This window comes from [Flexibacter] sp. ATCC 35208 (assembly GCF_001975825.1).
Classification (GTDB): Bacteria; Bacteroidota; Bacteroidia; order Chitinophagales; family Chitinophagaceae; genus Chitinophaga.
In genome coordinates, this window is sequence record NZ_MTKN01000020.1 from 14,545 (window position 1) to 32,397 (window position 17,853).

A 17,853-nucleotide genomic window follows, 5' to 3' on the forward strand; every position below is an offset into this window, starting at 1 on the left:
GGACGATTGTTATTTACGATCGTCCGTCTTTCATAAATTTCAACAGCACTCTCTCATCATTGTGTAACCCACCTTTAGGAACCTTTTCCCGGCCGGCTTTCAAGGCATCCAGATACGGACGAAGCTTACATTGTTCATAAGCTTCTGCAAGACGTGGATGGATGTAATATTTCTTACACACGGCCCTGGTATTCCCCAGTTTTCCCGCTACACTATCGATAATACTCACCAGGTTTTGTTTGCACTCATGTTGCGACTCAAAAGGCGTCAGATCTGCCAGGAGGTTTAATGCATGCAGGGTACCTGACCAGGTACGAAAATCCTTGCAGGTAAAGTCTTGTCCTGTCCAGAGCTTCAGGTATTCGTTAATATCGCCGGAGTCGAGGGATTTATGTTCTCCTGCTTCATAGTATTGAAACAATTCCTGGCCGGGAATATCTCTTACTTTCTGCAGCAATCTGGCAAGTTGGCGATGCTTAAGTGTGATCTGATGCATTACACCTTTTTTGCCTTTAAACTTGAAGAAAGCCATTCCGCCACTTATTTTCACATGTTGATCACGCAATGTGGTCAGGCCATAGGAGCCATACAATTTTTCGTAAGCTACATTGCCTACACGGATCAGTGTTTCCTGCATAACACTGAGGGCAATGGCGATCACTTTTTCCTTGTCGAGTGTTTTCTTTTTCAGTGCCTCATCCATATGGTGGCGCAATTGCGGTAGTTTCTCCCCAAAATGTAGCAGGCGGTCGTACTTGGTTTCGTTGCGCACCTTAGCCCAGGTAGAATGATAGCGGTATTGTCTTCTGCCCATGGCATCGATGCCAGTAGCCTGCAAGTGACCATTCGGATAAGGAGAGATCCATACTTCCTGCCAGGCGGGTGGAATTACTAATCCCCTGATGCGATGCAATATATCATCATCAGTAATTTTCGCACCATACTGATCCTGGTAGTAAAAACCACTTCTTGTTTTTACACGGGAATAACCGGCGGTACCAGATCTTACATATCTCAATTTCACTGCTTTTGCGGTAGCCATTGCTTCTGCTACTACATCCATAATTTAACCTTTTAAAAAGGCTCCATACATTTTACAATGCAGGAGCCTGAGGGTTTTCAATGATTAGTAAGAAAAACTATTCTGCTGCAGCTTCTTCATTGATAGAAGATTCTGCTATTTGTGTGAGCAGACTGTCTGCTTCTTTTTCTTCGCCCAGTGTCTGCTCCAGCACAGATGCTACATCATCATGTCCCATGATATGTGCGAGTGTACGCAGGCTACCATAAGCTGAGATTTCGTAGTGTTCAATTTTCTGGGAACAGATGATGATACCTGCATCTCTTACTGCTGTATCTTCTTCTGTATCTTCTACTACTTCCTGACCTTCTGCGATCAGGCCTTCCATGGCTTCGCATTTCTTGGCTCTTGGTGCTTGTCCGAGCATTTCGAATACCTGTTCCAGTCTTTCGACATGTCCTTTAGTTTGCTCCTGGTGATCAATAATAGCATTGATCAGTTCCTGGGAAGTGGCTGCTTTAGCCATTTTGCCCAGTGCCTTTACAAGATTTTTTTCAGCCCAATAAATATCTTTCAGCTCATCCATGAAGAGCTTATGGAATTTTGATTCAGGCATGGCGCTTTTTGATGCTGCCTTTTTTTTGGTAGTCGTTGCCATAACTTTTTAGAGTTTTATGCTTTAGGATTAGGTGGAGTACGATGTGTGTCATGATCAGGCACCTCGTTCGGAACCGGATTTCTTTCTGGCCCCTGGGGTGATGGCGGAGGTGTGATCTCCGGACCGGGAGCGGGGTTTGGGTTCGTTGGAGGTGTTTGTATGGGTTGTTTTTCAGGTACGCCTCCAGGAGGCGGATCACCTGCGAATATTGTATCGTGTATCATGATGATCAGTTTTTACAGAAATAAAAACAAAGTTCATTCCCGGTGCCAGATTTTGATGCATAAAACTCAATACTGATTTACCCATAATCCTTCACCACAAATAGTTTCATAGGCATATCACCAACGTTCACAGCTATATTTTTTCATACAGCAGCCACGGCTGCACATGGTGTAGACAAGTGATTTCATATTGTAGAATTTGTTTCCGCTTCGTAACCCGGAACTTTTTAGTACATTCGAATGCTGTCGAATAAACTACTATGCATATCCCGGTTCAGAAAAAGCTACGAGCAGGATTTTTTATAGCTGCTACTGTAATGATCATTGCTTCTGTTTGCTCTTATATTGTTACTAAGAACCTGCTTGATAATGCTAGATGGATGAACCACACCATTGAAGTATCCAAAAGGCTGGAAGTAATCACCAAGCAGGTAAAAGATGCGGAAGCTGCAATCCGCGGTTTTAGCATCACCAGGGACACTGCCTTCCTGCGTCCCAGTATGCAGGAACGTAGCATCAAGATTGAAGAAGAATACCTGCATCTGCGCCAGGTGACAAAAGGTTCGCCGCAACAACAGCTACACCTTGATACCCTGAAACAACTCCTGGATAATAAATACAAACAACTCGCCGCCGGCGAAACCAAATTGCGTTCTTTCCGGAAAGACACTTCCTCTGTACAGGAAGGTGAAAAATCAATGGATAAGATAGACCGGAAAGTACAGGATATGATGAAGATCGAAGAACAACACCTGCCCGAAAAATCAGAGATGCAGCGATTCTATTCTATGATATGGGTACCTGCTATATTTATTTCTTCACTCATTGCCATCTTCATAGGTATCTATTCCTATTTGACCCTTACACGGGAATATCGCTTGCAATTACACATTGAATCAAGATTAAAATCTTACCAGCGGGACCTGCAACAAAACATCAGTCTGTTAAATAAATCCAACGAAGAACTGGAACAATTCGCCTATGTAGCCAGTCATGACCTGCAGGAACCTTTGCGCAAGATCTCTACCTTCAGCGACCGGTTGCAAATGAAATACGGCTCTCAACTCCCCACTGAAGCCAATGAGCTATTGGAACGAATGGGAGGCGCTGTGGCCCGGATGCGGGTATTGATCAATGACCTGCTGCTTTTTTCAAGAGCTGGCCGCATTACCCCTGAGAATATTGTAAAAACAGACCTGAATACCCTGCTTCAACAAGTAAGCAGTGACCTGGAAGAAAGCCTCCAGGAAAAGAAAGGGACTATTCATTCAGAAGTGCTGCCTGCAATAGAAGGCAACCCCACCTCTTTGCAACAGCTTATTCAGAACATTCTGACAAATGCAATTAAGTTCGCCAGCCCAGAGCGGCAACTGGCAATCAATATCAGTTGTCAGCTCCTAAAAGGTGCTGCACTGGACGTCCCCATAAGAGAAAATCAACTGGAAGATACCTTCTGCCGACTTTCATTTGAAGATAATGGTATAGGATTTGAACCGGCCTATGCCGAGCGCATCTTTTTGCTTTTTCAGCGGTTACATGGCATGAGCGAATACTCAGGGACTGGTATTGGCCTGGCTATCTGTAAAAAAATCACAGACAGTCATCATGGTTACATCAAAGCTTATGGAGAAGCAGGCAAGGGCGCCAGGTTTATAGTTATATTACCACTTACCCAAACCCATCAGGATGAGCAGTATTAAGCCTGCCGGAAAAATTAGCATCCTTATTGCTGATGATGATGCAGACGACCGGGAACTGATCAAGGCCGCTTTTGAAGAAAACAGTACAGATCATCAGATTAGCTTCGTGGAAAACGGGGAAGAGCTGTTGCTCTACCTGAAGCGGAGTGGGCGGTATGCGGATGAAACGCTACACCCACTTCCACACATCATACTGCTGGACCTCAATATGCCCAAGAAGGATGGTCGTGAGGCATTAAAAGAGGTAAAGGCTGATCCCTTATTAAAATGTATACCTGTTATCATTCTTACTACCTCCATGGAAGAAAAGGATATTGCTAAGAGCTACGAGCTGGGTGTAAATAGTTATATCATCAAACCGGTAACTTTTTCAGGTCTCGTAGAATTTACCAGTATATTAAGTAAATATTGGTTCGAAATTGCAGAACTGCCAAACATTTAAGAATGACTGATCAACCTGTTCACATATTGATGATCGATGATGACGAAGATGACTTTTATCTGGTAAGCCAGTTATTGCAGGACATCTCTCCGGGTCAGTACGATCTGGCCTGGGCACCTACTTACTCAAAAGCAGTAGAGGAAGTAGAGCGGAAAAAGCATGATATCTACCTCGTAGATTATCGCCTGGGACCATATACAGGTATCGACATCCTCCATCACTTCCAACAGCTGCAATACAAGGCACCTGTGATTATGCTCACGGGTAAAGGGGATTACAGTATAGATAAGGAGGCGATGCAGGCAGGTGCCTCTGACTACCTCGTAAAAGGAGAAATCAGTGCTGACCTGCTGGAACGCTCCATCCGCTATGCCCTGGATGAGGCCCGCCACCTGCGCACCATTGAGGAAAAAGAAAAAAAATACTTTAGTGTGTTTGAAAAAGCACACGACCTCATCATACTCGCAGATTGTGACAAGAACGTTATCGATGCAAACCCCGCAGCCATCAGGACCCTGCTGTATAGCAAGGAAGAATTCCTGCAGATGAATTTGAAAAAACTATTTTTCCAGGAAGAACAAAGCCGCCACTTCTTCGACCAAATCTGTGGAGAAGACAGTAGTCTGCAAACAGAGTATAACTTCGTGACCAAGGAAGGTAAAAAACTGGATGTAATGGTCAGCGCAGTGATGCTGGACGAAGCAGAACAGATCTTCCTCTGTATTGCACAGGATATCACCGAGCGAAAAAGAGAAGAACTTGAAAAGCAGCAGCAACAGAAGTTCATCGTCACCGGCCGTATTGCCCGCGTGATTGCTCATGAGGTAAGAAATCCGCTCACCAATATCCTGCTTGCCGTAAGCCAGTTCAAAGGTGAACCGGTGAGTGTGGAAGAAAGCCAGGTATATGTAGATATCATTGAGCGCAACTGTACCCGCATCAATCAGCTTATTACCGAACTGCTCAGTTCTACCCGTATGATAGAGCTGAACATCCATGCACATGGTGCAAATGAACTAACAGAAAAAGCATTGCTGCTGGCGAAAGACAGGTTGCAACTGAATGAAATAAAAGTCAATAAGGAATACATTTACCCCGACATCATGGTTCCTGCTGATGAAGAAAAAGTAATCATTGCATTACTCAACATCATCATTAATGCTATTGAGGCGATGACACCAGGTAAGGGCGTGCTCACAATTAATACAGAGCGCCTGAAAGACAAGGCGATTATCATGATCAGTGATAATGGTCCAGGCATACCTGAAGAGACGAAAATGAGGCTGTTTGACCCCTTCTTTACTAACAAACCGAAAGGTACCGGCCTGGGGTTAACAAGTACACAAAATATTATAATGAACCACAAAGGAACCGTACATGTAGAAAGTGAGATTGATAAAGGCAGCGTATTTACGGTCGTTTTGCCCGCTAACTAATCACATAAAAAGGCCGGAGACTTTATAGTGATCCGGCCTTATTTTTTTTCTTCCACGTCTATCTTTTCATCTGCATTTTCGATTGCCTCTTCTACAGAGTGTGACTCTTTCATCGACATCTTCTTCTTCGTTTCCTCCGCCAGCTTACAATAATATTTATGCAGGGTATCCAGTTCTTCTTCTGATAAATCTTCGACCACAATAAGGCGATTACTAGCCATTTTATTGGCTGCGATTAATTCATTCAGTTTTAACTGTAATGATTTGGAATCTTTATTCTGTGACTTTTGTATTACGAACACCATTAGAAATGTGATGATAGTAGTACCCGTATTGATGACCAGCTGCCATGTATCGGAATAATGAAATACCGGTCCCGTAATTCCCCAGATAACTATTGCTAACAGGGCCAGGAAGAACGCTCCCGGCGAACCTGTGATATGACTGACTTTGCTTGAAAATTTCTCGAAAAAATCTCCATTCCCTTGTTGCGCTTTCATGATGTTGTATTTGTACTTTAGTAAGGCAAATAATATACCTGTTGAAAAAACAAAAAAGGGGCGCTATAAAGCGCCCCACAATAAACTATAAACAAACACTATATTGATCAATAATTTATATTCAGTAACCGGAGCTTGTTGTACAGGGTTTTCCTGTCAATATTCAACAGCTGTGCGGCCTTCGTTTTATTGTATTTTACCTCTTTGAGTACATTGATGATCTTATTGTATTCAGCCTGCAATGCGACTGTTTTCAGATCATTTTCGTTGGTAATAGAAATCAGTTCACCTGACATATTCACCTGATGATCTTCTTCATAAGATGGTTGTTGGGAGAATGATTCTTTCATTTCCAGCGGCAATGTAGACAGCGTGATATCTTCATGTTCCGGTGTTAACAGGCAGGCGCGGCGAATCACGTTTTTCAGTTCGCGGATATTACCTGGCCAGTTGTAACGGTTGAAGCAATCCCATACTTCATGAGTAATCTTACCACAGTTCTTTTGCAGTTCTCTTTCTACCTGACGCATGAAAGCATCTACAAATAAAGACAGATCTTCTACTCTCTCACGCAATGGCGGAATATAAATGGTGAACTCATTGAAGCGATGGAAAAGGTCTTCACGGAAACGGCCTTTCTGTACAGATTCAGACAGCTTCTCGTTGCTCGCTACGATGATGCGCACATCAATCGGAATTTCCTTGAGGTTACCTACACGACGGATCACTTTTTCCTGGATCACACGCAGCAGGGCTACCTGTATATCGTAAGAAAGATTTGCCACTTCATCAAGGAAGAGCGTACCGCCATGTGCCTGTTCAAAGGCGCCGATCTTGGTATTGATCGCACCGGTGAAAGCTCCTTTTTCGTGGCCGAACAATTCACTTGCAGCCAGTTCTTTCGAAAGGCTTCCGCAGTCCAGTGCTACAAAAGGTTGGGAATGACGTTTACTATGGTGGTGAATGAGGTGGGCAACAGATTCTTTACCCGTACCTGTTTCACCAAATATGATAGTACTATAATCGGTAGGTGCTACGAGCTTAATCTGACGGATTAGTTCGCGTGCACCAGCACTTTCTCCATATACATATTTATTACTCTTATCGAGCATCTCGCCATTTTGTACATCTGCAAGCGCAGCAGCGGCAGGTCTTTCTCCTACACTGCCATTGTAAGTTCTGGCAGGCATAGAATTTTCCCTTTCGCGTTCGGAATCCATGTGCGCGAAGGCTTTATGTACAAGGTTGAGGATTTCGTCCGGATACAATGGTTTTGATAAGTAATCATAAGCACCATTCTTCACCATATCTACTGCGACCCTTACATCGGTATAACCGGTGATGATGATCACGATTGTACGGGGATTGATTTGCAATATGTCCTGTAATAACTGAGCACCATCTGTATCCTTTAAACGATAGTCACACAACACCAGATCAAATGCTTTCTCCTTCATCATTTTCAGCGCAGTGGCACCGCTCATAGTAGTATCTACTTTGAAACCGTGTTTGCCCAGAAACTTACTAAGCAGTGTACAAATATTGATCTCATCGTCTATAATCAGAATATTTCTCATAAAAGTTATATGTGGTGTTAGAACAACAGCTTTTTTAAATTTACTAATTAATACCTTTCATTGCTACGCATTATCTGCTTAACACGTTAAGCATCAGCTCATCCAGGCTTTTTACATTGAATGGCTTGGCGAGGAAGTAACTGGCGCCGGCCTTGAGTGCTTTCTGTTTTTCCATACCATTATCATAAGCGCTAATGGTAACGACTGGCAGGGCTGGACATTTTTTCTTAATACCAGGTAATGCTTCCAATCCCGACCCATCTGGCAGATGGATATCCAGGAAGAGCAAATCCGGTTGTTGCTGCTGCAAATACTGCGTTCCCTCCGTGAGTGAATGCACATATTTTACATTATATCCATGTTTAACAAGACTCAACTGTAATAGTTTACAGATATCCGGTTCATCGTCAATAATCAGAATAAATGACTTGTTCATCCCCTCGTGCGTATATACTGTGTCGGATGTGGGTCCCACATCCGGTTTAATATGCTGTACCATGCTTACACTTGTTCCATTAATAAATTGATTATCAAAAAAATAGGAGGATCCTTTGGCTTCAACTCGCACTTCACCTATTTCCCGCTCCTTTTTCAGTATAGTAGTTCCAAATATCAATCCATTATGCCTGTGGCAGCTTCTGCAAGATATTCCATACAAATGTGTGGAATTATTTCCACAATTCATGATCCCTGTTACCCCAATTCCCGGGGCAGAAGTGTGGAATCAAGGGTTGGACCCCGTGGTATGGTAATTGAAAACGTTATCTATGAAGCATAACATTTTTTTCATTCATAGCTGTTGTTTTAGTTTATTGTCCTGGGTGCGAACCCGGGACAATCTTTTTTATGCCCATTCCTATAGCATATCCTTAGTACGATAAGGGTACTAACAGGGCACCAAAAGGGCACCTCATTATCCCGAAGATAATGAGGTGCCCTTTTGGTGTCCTTATAATGACCTGTTTATGATATAGCTTGGTTATAGTCAACCAGACTTTTTAGGCGATCAACTATTTTTTTTCATTAACATGGCGTTCACAATATTCTGAGATCAAGACGCTACATTTGACTCAGACGACGAAAAGCTAATTCAGACGCCTTGCCTGTGAGCAGGCTCATCATCATTTAATTATACATTTTATTAACAGGTTCTTGAGGCGACTGCCTGGCTAAAATAATAGCCAGGCTAGCGCTATCAGTTATTCTGTGAAAACCGCTATTCTTTATTCATCTAAAACCTCAATCTTCACATGCGCACGCTTGCTTGTAGTATTACAGTCAACGGGGTCAGCAGGAAAATATCCCTGCGTAAAAAAGCCAAAGAGAAAAAATATCTTGTAGTTATGAAAGGAGAAGTGCTGGAATACACCTTTGACAAAGACAATATACTTTCTCAGTCGGCGGGTCCGGCTATTACTGAGGCCGGTCTTTCTGAACATATTGAATGGATGATCCGGAACTATTTCGGCCCCGAGCCTTCCGCTCAATAGCGTTTGAATAACTTACCGTACTTTTGCCCCGCAATGCAAAATGTATACGAAAATATCCTCTCTGCGCTCCAGATCGATGCGCTAAATGAGATGCAAGAGGCATCTATCAAGGCAAATCAGGAAGCAGACAATGTCATCCTGCTCTCAGACACCGGCTCTGGTAAGACCCTGGGCTTCTTAATACCTATACTGGAATCACTGGACAAAACAGTATCCGGTACCCAGGCCCTGATCGTCGTGCCTTCCAGAGAACTAGCCCTTCAGATCGAAAATGTGTGGAAAAACATGCGTACAGGTGTAAAAATCACCTGCTGCTATGGTGGCCATAAGAGAGAGACGGAAGAAAATAACCTCCAGGAAGCACCTGCCCTCATAGTTGGTACCCCTGGCAGACTGGGAGACCATATCCGTAGGGAGAATATCAAACCTGAGACTATCAAAATGCTGGTACTGGACGAGTTTGACAAGTCGCTGGAACTGGGTTTTGTAGATGAACTGGAATTCATACTCACCGGACTCACCGGACTGAAAAAGCGCCTGCTCACCTCTGCTACCGACACTGTAGAAATACCTGAATTTGTAAACATGGAAAATCCGGTAACGCTGGATTTCCTGAGTGGAGAACCCGCTCCTGCCCTGGCTATTCAGTACCTGGAGAGCCCTGAAAAAGATAAACTCGACACCCTCTTCGAGCTTGTCTGCAAACTGGGTAACCGCTCTACCATCATCTTCTGTAACCACCGTGATGCTGTAGAACGTACCAACTCCCTGCTCAAGGATAAAGGTCTGGTAAGCGTATTCTACCATGGCGCCATGGAGCAGCACGAAAGAGAAGCGGCGCTCGCCAAATTCAGAAATGGCTCCTCCAACCTCCTCGTCACTACCGACCTGGCAGCAAGAGGATTGGATATTCCTAACATCCGTTACATCATTCATTATCACCTGCCTACCACAGAAGCGATCTTTACCCACAGAAACGGTCGTACAGCCAGAATGGATGCCAGTGGCACCGCCATCCTGATCATCGGCCCTGATGAGCACCTGCCGGATTATATCTCCGAAGAGGTGACCCTGATCTCTGTAGAAGGTGATTATGAAATTCCTGAAAAGCCAAAATGGACGACCTTTTTTATAGGCGCCGGCAAGAAGGACAAGGTGAATAAGATAGATATCGTAGGCTTCCTGAGCAACAGGGGTGAACTGAAGAAAGAAGATATCGGCTTAATTGAAGTGAAAGATTACTATTCTTTTGTAGCAGTGCGAAAGAGCAAGGCCAGTCATGTGCTGAACCTCATACAAAACCAAAAGATCAAGAATAAGAAAGTGAAAATAGCTATCGCTAAATAAAACCTTTTTCCAGCGCCAGAAATGCTTCCGCAGCATTCTGGTGCTGCCATAATATGGAAAATACCGCCTGTGCCACAGGCATATATGCCCCCACCTGCTCATTCATTTCTTTCAGACACTTACTGGCATAGTACCCTTCGGCAATCATGTTCTGCTCCAGCTGTGCAGACTTCACGCTATATCCTTTACCAATCATATTGCCAAAGGTACGATTACGGCTATGGAGGCTATAGCAGGTCACCAACAGATCGCCCAGGTAGGCGCTGGCATTGTAGTTATGCTCTGTTACAGGTTCTGTATGGTCCTGACTATAAGTTTCCAGGAACTGCTGCATCTCTCTGAAGCAGTTGGTGATATATACACTGAGGAAGTTGTCTCCATAGTCCAGGCCATGGGCAATACCGGCACCCAATGCATAGATATTCTTTAATACAGCAGCCAATTGAACCCCAATCACGTCTTTGTTGACAATGGTCTGTAAATAACTATTTGTAAAAAGATCCGCCATTTGCTGAGCAGCATCTTCTTCCAGACCAGAGAAGGTAAGATAAGAAAGCTTTTCATTGGCAACCTCTTCTGCATGGCAGGGACCCGTGATGGTAAAGTATTGATCTAAAGGAAGATTGAAGATATCTTCCAGGTATTCGTTGATAAGTTGGTTAGCGCCAGGCACCAGACCTTTGATAGCGTTGATCACCTTTTTCCCTTGCAGGGCATCCGTCGGTAATTGCAAAAGCACTTCTTCCAGGAAGGCGGAAGGTACTGCCAGTACAAGTACATCGCTGGCCGCCACTACGGCTTCAAGGTCATTGCTCAACTGTATCAGATTGGTATCAAAGTATACAGATGTGAGATAATGTTTATTGTGGTGGCGTTGCTGCATATAACGGATCGTCTCTTCACTTCTGATCCACCAGTTGATCTGTCTGCCATTGTCAGTTAATATTTTGGCCATGGCTGTAGCCCAGCTGCCGCTACCAATAATTCCTGCTTTCATCTCTGTATCTTTTTGGTCTGTACTCCAATATCCTGCAAAGTAAAGGAACTTCAATAAAAAAACGCTTTTGCAGGTGGCAAAAGCGTTTTTTATTCATTATTTCGTGAGGTAAATATTGGCGATTCCCTGTTTCTCATTGGGTTTATCACCGGCTACAATGGTGAGCTCCCCTCCTTTTGTGATCTCCTCCTGCGTAATCCAGTTTCGATCTATCTGCTTTCCGTTTAGCAACACCTGTTGGATGTACACGTTCTTCTCTCCAAAATTCTTTACCTGTACATGAAATTTCTTTCCACCATTCCATTCCCACTCTACTGATTCGAACAAAGGCACATTCAGGTAATACACTGGTTCACCAATACAAGCCGGGAAAATACCTGCAGATACCAGTACAAACCAGCTGGACATTGTTCCTGCATCATCGTCCATCGTTCTTGCATAAGCCGCAGGCTGGTTCTTGTAAATCACATCGATTTCAGATCCGATGCCTCTGCTATTATCATTGAAGTAATGCTGGATCATAGTATCCACGGCAATCTTATGTACAAGTGCCTGTGACTTCCATGGCTGTGTAGTCATATTGTACTGGAAAGGGGCCTGCAGATCCGGCTGATTGGTATGGTTGTAATAATCATGACCAAAGAATTCATCCAGCTGTGCAATGTAATTTGCTTCGCCACCACATAACTCAATCAATCCCTTGATATCAAAAGGTACAAACCAGCGATACTGCCAGATAGTGCCCTGGTACAAACCTCTCGCCTGCATCTGATCTACATCGCGACGGGTCAGGTCCTGAAAATCTTTCGTCCAGTATTGTTTGTAATTAGCAGCCTGCTCACGATAGGAAGTTGCTTTCAGGGAGTTCTTCAACACATTGAAGATGCCTGACATCGCCCAGAGATCATAAGAAGATTCCAGCGCTTTATCCGGATGTGCAAAATCCAAATTCGCCGCTTCTTTTTCCAGTGAATCAGCGATGGTTTTAAAGTCTACTTTATAGCCTTTGCGATATGCATCCAGCAGCACCACTTCTGCATGTTCGGTACGAACCGTGATGCTTGGTTCATGCAGGGTCGCCATATCTTTTTTACCATGTGCATACAAGCCTGCAATAGAAGTCATCATATCCTGGTACTCACCTGGAAATGCGATAGACAACAAAGGTAATTGTGCACGATAGTTATCCCAGATTGCCCAGCCATTGTAAATCTTGCTGGTTGTCTTCTGCAAAGTACCATCAGTAGCTACATAACTACCATCTGGTTCTGATACTACATAAGGAGATTGAATAGAACGATAGAATAAAGAATAGAAGAGTTTCTCACGGGCAGCATCACCTTTCACTTTGATATGTCCCAGCATGGCATTCCAGTCTTTGTCACTGGCTGATTTCAGGGTTTCAAAGTCTCCATTGTTGATCGATGCCTTTGCATAAGATTCGCCTACGGCCGAAAGCGCCACACGTACATTGAGCAACTTTGTGTCGTTACCCACGCGTGCGATTAGCTGGTGATTGCCGGTAGAGTCCCAGGTTACTCGCTGTTCTGTTTCCAGGTAGTAGTAAATGCGATAGACGCCTGCGCTACAGGTAGTACGGGATTCAATCCATCCACTTACAGCATTGCCATTGATGGTATGCTGCTCAGCCACAAAGCGGCCTACGTGTGCAAAACCGAGATCAATGAACAACCCTTTTTTACCTGTCGGAAACTGGTACTGATGCAAGCCGGCATTTTTATAAACGGTAAATGAGGCACCGATACCATTTTTGAATGCCACAGAATAATACCCAGGCGACGCTTTTTCCGCAGCCTTAATCAGGTCTGCTTTTGCAGGAGCATCACCCAGGAAAGGGCGCACCAGCAGGTTACCACCACAACCCTGACAGCCTACGCCCTCCATACGGTTGTGGGTAAACCCCAGAAATTCTTTTGCGAGATACTCATACCCGGTGTGGGTAGATGGATAGGTTTCCGGACCTATGCTAAGCATACTAAAAGGATAGGATGCTGCGGGGGACATTTGCCCATGGTCTCCGGATGAGCCAAGGAATACATTCACCTGACTGCTTTGCTGACCTGCTGCCGCCAACGGCAGGAGGCTTAAGAAATATATGACAAGCCTTTTCATACTTAAAAGGCCTAAATATATACTAGAACGCCCACATATACCAGTCCGTACTGTATAAGTGGGCGTCGTAACAAATGAATGTTACTTATTCAGCTGTTGCAGGGGCAGCTGTCGCTTTTTTGGCCTTAACAGCTTTTGCTGGCTTGGTTTTCTTTTTAGCGGTGATAGCCTTTTTCTTTGCTTTCTCAACACCTTTACTCAACAACTTTGCAGCCTTCTTGATTCTACTTTTGAACTTTGTGTCTCCCAGGTCTTTTTTTAAATCAATGAGCAGTAGATCTAACTTCTTCTCAATATCATGACGGGCATCTTTGCTGGTAGATTTACCAGCTTTGGGTGTTTTGGTACTTGACATAACCTCTTAAATATTTGCTTAATGTGATAACATAAAATTAATATTAAATTAACATTGGGCAATGTTAAGTTTTTCATGATATCATCACTTAATAATGTAAATGGGCATATCCAACAAGTGAATATGCCCAATGTTGTAGTTTCCGTCTAAAATATAATTAGATAACCTATGAGCCACCATCAATGATATTGACAGTTCCGCTGATAAGCTCAGATAATTTATATGTTATAACAAATATGCAAAGATCTGACCAGTATTTGTTAATAAAACAAAAACGCTTCTGCTCAAAGGGCAGAAGCGTTTTACGTAAAAAGAGTTATCGGTAGTTATTTATTTGTCGTTTCAAACAGGTCTTTCTTCTGTACCACCTTCACTTTCTTATCGTTTGCCAGATCTTTCGAAATAGCTGAATAAGGGGCAGTCACAACCGTATCTCCCAGTTTAATACCTGTCAGCACTTCAATATAACTATCATCCTGTACACCGGTTGTTACAGATACCTGCTTTACTGTCTTATCAGGTTTCAGCATGAAGACAATTTCGCTATTATCATTCCTGCTGGTACTATCCTTTTCTCTTGTCGTCACAGCATTGATAGGTACAGACAATACATGATTTTTACGCTGGGTCTGAATATCTACAGAAGCACTCATACCCGGGCGGAAAGGATAAGGCTTTTTACCAGAAATCAGATCCTGGTAACTTTCCTGCAGGATGCGAATATGTACTACATAATTCGTCACCTGGTCAGCAGAGGATGTGGTGGTAGCAGTACTGGTCGCAGCATTTTTGCTGGAACTGGCAATCTGGGTTACGATACCTTTGAACTTACGGTTATTATAGGCATCAACTTCTATGATAGCTGTATCATTATATTTTACACGGGGAATATCGTTCTCTCCCACATCTACCTGTACTTCCATGGTATTCAGATCTGCAATACGCATGATTTCAGTACCCGTCATCTGTGCGGTACCTACCACACGCTCGCCTTTCTTCATTGGCAGCAGGGATACGATACCATTCATGGGAGCAACGATCGTAGTTCTGTTCAGGTTGGTATTTGCTTCTGTTAAACTAGCGCGGGCACTGGCTACCGCAAAGCGGTTACTATTTACAGCCTCCACAGCAGCATTGTAATCTGCGAGGGCGGAGCGATAAGTACCTTCAGCAGTTTCAAACTCGCTGCGGGATACTACTTTCTGTGTCAACAGTTCTTTATTACGATCATAAGCCAGTTTGTTCTGATCCAGTTTGGCTTTGTATGCAGCCAGTGATGCAGCACTATTGGCTTGTTGCGCCTGCGCCTGACTCAGGGCAGCATTCGCTTTGTCCCTCATAGAGCCGTATACATCTGCATAGATCTTCACCAGCACCTGGCCTTTTCTAACGGAGTCTCCTTCTATGACCGGCAGGTCAACAATTTCACCGGATACATCGGAGCTTACCTTTACTTCAGTTTCTGGATAAATCTTGCCACTGGCCGACACTACTTCTATAATGTCTTTATAACCAGCTTGTTCTGTTGCAACTTTGATACCTTCAGATCTTCTGCTTGCCAGCAGGACCCAAATAATAATGACAAGTACAATAAGAGGTATGATCACTCTATAAAGTGTCTTTCTTTTTTTCTTCATATGCCGGTGTATTTCAAAAAGGAGTTGGACTTGCTACAGCGCTATTTTTTGGTCCCTGTAAAACTCCAGAAGCTTCATTTTAAATATATAGTCGTACTGCGCGGATACCTTGTTGATCTGCGCATTGAACAATTTGCTTTGTGTAGTAATATAATCAATCGTATTCATTAAACCCAGATCAAATCGTTTAGTGGCAAAATCAAATGCCTTCTGGGATGCGTCTACTCCTCTGGATGCTGCATAGAACTTCTGCAAAGAGGTAACAGCATTTGCATGAGCAGTGTAGATATCCTGACGAAGTTTCTGGTTATCCTTTTCCATGGTCAGTTTCTGCGTTTCAATATTGAGTCTTGCCTTCTGCGCATTAGTGCGGTAGGTCCATCCATTTAAAATAGGAATGTTGAGAGACAAGCCAATCGTTTGCTTAAAGTTATTGCTAACCTGGGTACCCAATGGGATTGTAGTGTATTTCGTATTATAGGTGTATGACTTAGTCGTTACGTCATAAGTTGTTCCATTTACCGCTACCGTACCGACATTCACATCCTCAACAGATTTAATTGAGACAATTTCTCCATCCTTTGCACTGTTAGCATAGCTGCTATAAGCTTGTCCTGAAGCAGATAACGTCGGATACATCTGTGCTCTGTAAGCAGCATAGGATCTTTCATAAGATTTAACCAGCAGCTGATCGGCCTTTATCTGTGGGTTATTGGAAGTGGCGGCACTATACACCATCTCCGGATCTACTTCATCCAGTCTTGGTAGCGGAATTTCAGTAATATTATCCGGTATCTGTGGTACGTATGGCTGATCAAAACTCAGATTCAACAGGGCCTTCATCTGTAAGGTAGATTGAATCACCTGGTTCTGGGCATTCACCAGGGTCACACTATCCGAAGCCAGCTGCGATTCAAGGTCTGCCTGATTACTTTCAGGTACGGACCCCGCTATTACCAGTTTCTTGGTATTCTCCAACTGATCCACGGTGAGTTTTACCTGTACTTCACTTATATGTACCTGCTCTGTATTCAGCAGGATCTGTAAAAATGAGGTGGCAATATTAAAGGCGACATCGTTCCTTGCTTTCTCCAGCAACTTATCCTGTGCCTGATATTGATATTTATTAGCGGCAATTGTATTCTGCTGGTAGAAGAAATTAAAGAGGTTAGCCCCTGCAGATAAAACCCCGCTATAAGAAGTAACAGCTGAAGTGATGAATGTGTTGGTATTTGGGTCAATATTACGACCGTTGGCATAGCTGCCATTCAACGATCCATTCAGCGTAGGAATCTGTGCCATCTTGCTTTGATGAAGCGTCAGTTCCGCCAGTCTTTTCTGCACGACCTGCTGCCTGATATCTATGTTATTAGCCAGGGCATAATCTACGGAACGCTGAAGGCTCCAGGTATCCTGTGCTTTAGTTGCTACAGTGTTAGCAAAGAATAAACAAATTGCCAGGATACATCCCGGGTACTTGGATAATTTCATGACATTCCAAAAATATACTAATTGTAATGATAACATAAACATTTTCTTTATAAAAGCCTGAAAAACGATCCCGTTACGGTACAAAAAACCGGCGTTCAAAGTCTGCAGCTGGCAAAACGGCTATTCTGCTGAATCAAAGAGACTTTCAACACCGGATTATTAAATTATTAACTCCCAATTATGCGATTTTCCCGTCGCGGATTTGTATAATTCGCTGACCGTAGGTTGCGTTTAACTCGGAGTGTGTAACCTGTATAATGGTGATCTTGTCTCTTTGGTTTAATTGTTTGAAGAGTTCCATGATTTCTTTGGCCTGATCAGAATGCAAATTACCGGTTGGTTCGTCCGCCAGTATTACCCTGGGTTCAGCTACAATGGCGCGGGCAATACCTACCAGTTGCTGCTGTCCTCCAGATAACTGGTTTGGGAAAAGATCCTTCTTCGCTACAATATTAAACCTGTCAAGTACGTCTGCTACACGGCTCTTCCTTTCTGCCGATGGAATATTTTTATATAAAAGAGGTGTTTCTATGTTTTCATAAACGGTCAATTCGTCTATCAGGTGATATGCCTGGAACACAAACCCGATGGATCCCCGGTGCAATTGGGTACGCTTCTTTTCATTCATCTTATGTACCGGTTCACCTTCGAATAGGTATTCTCCCTGTGAAGGCTCTTCCAACAGTCCCAAGATATGCAGTAATGTAGACTTCCCAGAACCAGAAGGCCCCATAATGGATACAAACTCTCCTTCAAATATTGTGAGGTCAATATCTTTCAATATTTCATTTTTGCCAAATCCTACGGAATAATATTTTGAAATGTGCTTTAGCTGTATCATTATT

At 43.4% G+C, this 17,853-nt stretch carries 17 protein-coding genes; 5 read left to right on the plus strand and 12 right to left on the minus strand.

Annotated elements, in window-relative coordinates; genetic code table 11:
- Positions 1–13: 13 nt before the first annotated feature.
- From BW716_RS14320 to BW716_RS14330, 3 genes are all read right to left on the minus strand, one after another.
- Positions 14–1,063, minus strand: coding sequence for a DNA topoisomerase IB (locus tag BW716_RS14320; protein WP_083723256.1), 1,050 nt, complete (start codon positions 1,061–1,063; stop codon positions 14–16).
- A 76-nt stretch (positions 1,064–1,139) separates the two neighbouring features.
- Complete coding sequence (locus tag BW716_RS14325) at positions 1,140–1,679, minus strand: ferritin-like domain-containing protein (protein WP_083723257.1); 540 nt, start codon at positions 1,677–1,679, stop codon at positions 1,140–1,142.
- 14 nt (positions 1,680–1,693) lie between these two features.
- Complete coding sequence (locus tag BW716_RS14330; protein ID WP_083723258.1) at positions 1,694–1,903, minus strand: hypothetical protein; 210 nt, start codon at positions 1,901–1,903, stop codon at positions 1,694–1,696.
- Positions 1,904–2,283: 380 nt separating this feature from the next.
- On the opposite strand from BW716_RS14330, the gene BW716_RS14335 reads away from it, so the two are divergent.
- The 3 genes from BW716_RS14335 to BW716_RS14345 are packed head-to-tail and all read left to right on the plus strand — an operon-like array spanning position 2,284 to position 5,481.
- A complete protein-coding gene (locus BW716_RS14335; RefSeq protein WP_179091134.1) occupies positions 2,284–3,603 on the plus strand; it encodes an ATP-binding protein in 1,320 nt (439 codons plus the stop codon).
- Positions 3,590–4,045 carry a response regulator gene (locus BW716_RS14340; RefSeq protein ID WP_083723260.1) on the plus strand — a complete coding sequence of 152 codons (456 nt, stop codon included), beginning with the start codon at positions 3,590–3,592 and terminating at the stop codon, positions 4,043–4,045. The genes BW716_RS14335 and BW716_RS14340 overlap by 14 nt, the downstream gene beginning before the upstream one ends.
- Positions 4,046–4,047: 2 nt before the next feature.
- Positions 4,048–5,481, plus strand: coding sequence for a hybrid sensor histidine kinase/response regulator (locus BW716_RS14345; protein ID WP_083723261.1), 1,434 nt, complete (start codon positions 4,048–4,050; stop codon positions 5,479–5,481).
- 38 nt (positions 5,482–5,519) lie between these two features.
- Here BW716_RS14345 and BW716_RS14350 read toward each other — a convergent pair whose 3' ends face one another.
- From BW716_RS14350 to BW716_RS14360, 3 genes are all read right to left on the minus strand, one after another.
- Positions 5,520–5,981 carry a low affinity iron permease family protein gene (locus BW716_RS14350; protein ID WP_083723262.1) on the minus strand — a complete coding sequence of 154 codons (462 nt, stop codon included), beginning with the start codon at positions 5,979–5,981 and terminating at the stop codon, positions 5,520–5,522.
- 107 nt (positions 5,982–6,088) lie between these two features.
- Positions 6,089–7,558, minus strand: a complete 1,470-nt coding sequence (locus tag BW716_RS14355; protein ID WP_083723263.1) for a sigma-54 dependent transcriptional regulator — start codon at positions 7,556–7,558, stop codon at positions 6,089–6,091.
- Positions 7,559–7,628: 70 nt separating this feature from the next.
- On the minus strand, positions 7,629–8,057 hold the full coding sequence (locus BW716_RS14360; protein WP_083723264.1) for a response regulator: 429 nt from the start codon (positions 8,055–8,057) through the stop codon (positions 7,629–7,631).
- Between the two features lie 751 nt (positions 8,058–8,808).
- Between BW716_RS14360 and BW716_RS14365 the strand changes: the two genes are divergently transcribed.
- Both BW716_RS14365 and BW716_RS14370 read left to right on the plus strand, forming a co-directional pair.
- The gene (locus BW716_RS14365) at positions 8,809–9,048 is read left to right on the plus strand and encodes a hypothetical protein (protein ID WP_083723265.1); all 240 of its coding nucleotides are present in this window, start codon (positions 8,809–8,811) and stop codon (positions 9,046–9,048) included.
- Positions 9,049–9,081: 33 nt separating this feature from the next.
- Positions 9,082–10,395: a DEAD/DEAH box helicase gene (locus tag BW716_RS14370; RefSeq protein ID WP_083723266.1), complete on the plus strand. Its 1,314-nt coding sequence runs from the start codon at positions 9,082–9,084 to the stop codon at positions 10,393–10,395.
- On the opposite strand, the gene BW716_RS14375 is transcribed toward BW716_RS14370, so the two are convergent.
- From BW716_RS14375 to BW716_RS14400, 6 genes are all read right to left on the minus strand, one after another.
- On the minus strand, positions 10,388–11,392 hold the full coding sequence (locus tag BW716_RS14375) for an NAD(P)H-dependent glycerol-3-phosphate dehydrogenase (protein WP_083723356.1): 1,005 nt from the start codon (positions 11,390–11,392) through the stop codon (positions 10,388–10,390). The genes BW716_RS14370 and BW716_RS14375 overlap by 8 nt on opposite strands.
- Positions 11,393–11,488: 96 nt before the next feature.
- Entirely contained in the window at positions 11,489–13,525 is a 2,037-nt protein-coding gene (locus BW716_RS14380; protein WP_083723267.1) for a glycoside hydrolase domain-containing protein, read from the minus strand.
- Between the two features lie 85 nt (positions 13,526–13,610).
- Positions 13,611–13,880, minus strand: coding sequence for a hypothetical protein (locus BW716_RS14385; RefSeq protein ID WP_083723268.1), 270 nt, complete (start codon positions 13,878–13,880; stop codon positions 13,611–13,613).
- A 326-nt stretch (positions 13,881–14,206) separates the two neighbouring features.
- Complete coding sequence (locus BW716_RS14390; RefSeq protein ID WP_083723269.1) at positions 14,207–15,517, minus strand: efflux RND transporter periplasmic adaptor subunit; 1,311 nt, start codon at positions 15,515–15,517, stop codon at positions 14,207–14,209.
- Positions 15,518–15,550: 33 nt separating this feature from the next.
- Positions 15,551–17,008, minus strand: a complete 1,458-nt coding sequence (locus BW716_RS14395) for a TolC family protein (RefSeq protein WP_179091135.1) — start codon at positions 17,006–17,008, stop codon at positions 15,551–15,553.
- 178 nt (positions 17,009–17,186) lie between these two features.
- Positions 17,187–17,849, minus strand: a complete 663-nt coding sequence (locus BW716_RS14400; protein ID WP_083723271.1) for an ABC transporter ATP-binding protein — start codon at positions 17,847–17,849, stop codon at positions 17,187–17,189.
- Positions 17,850–17,853 lie beyond the last annotated feature (4 nt).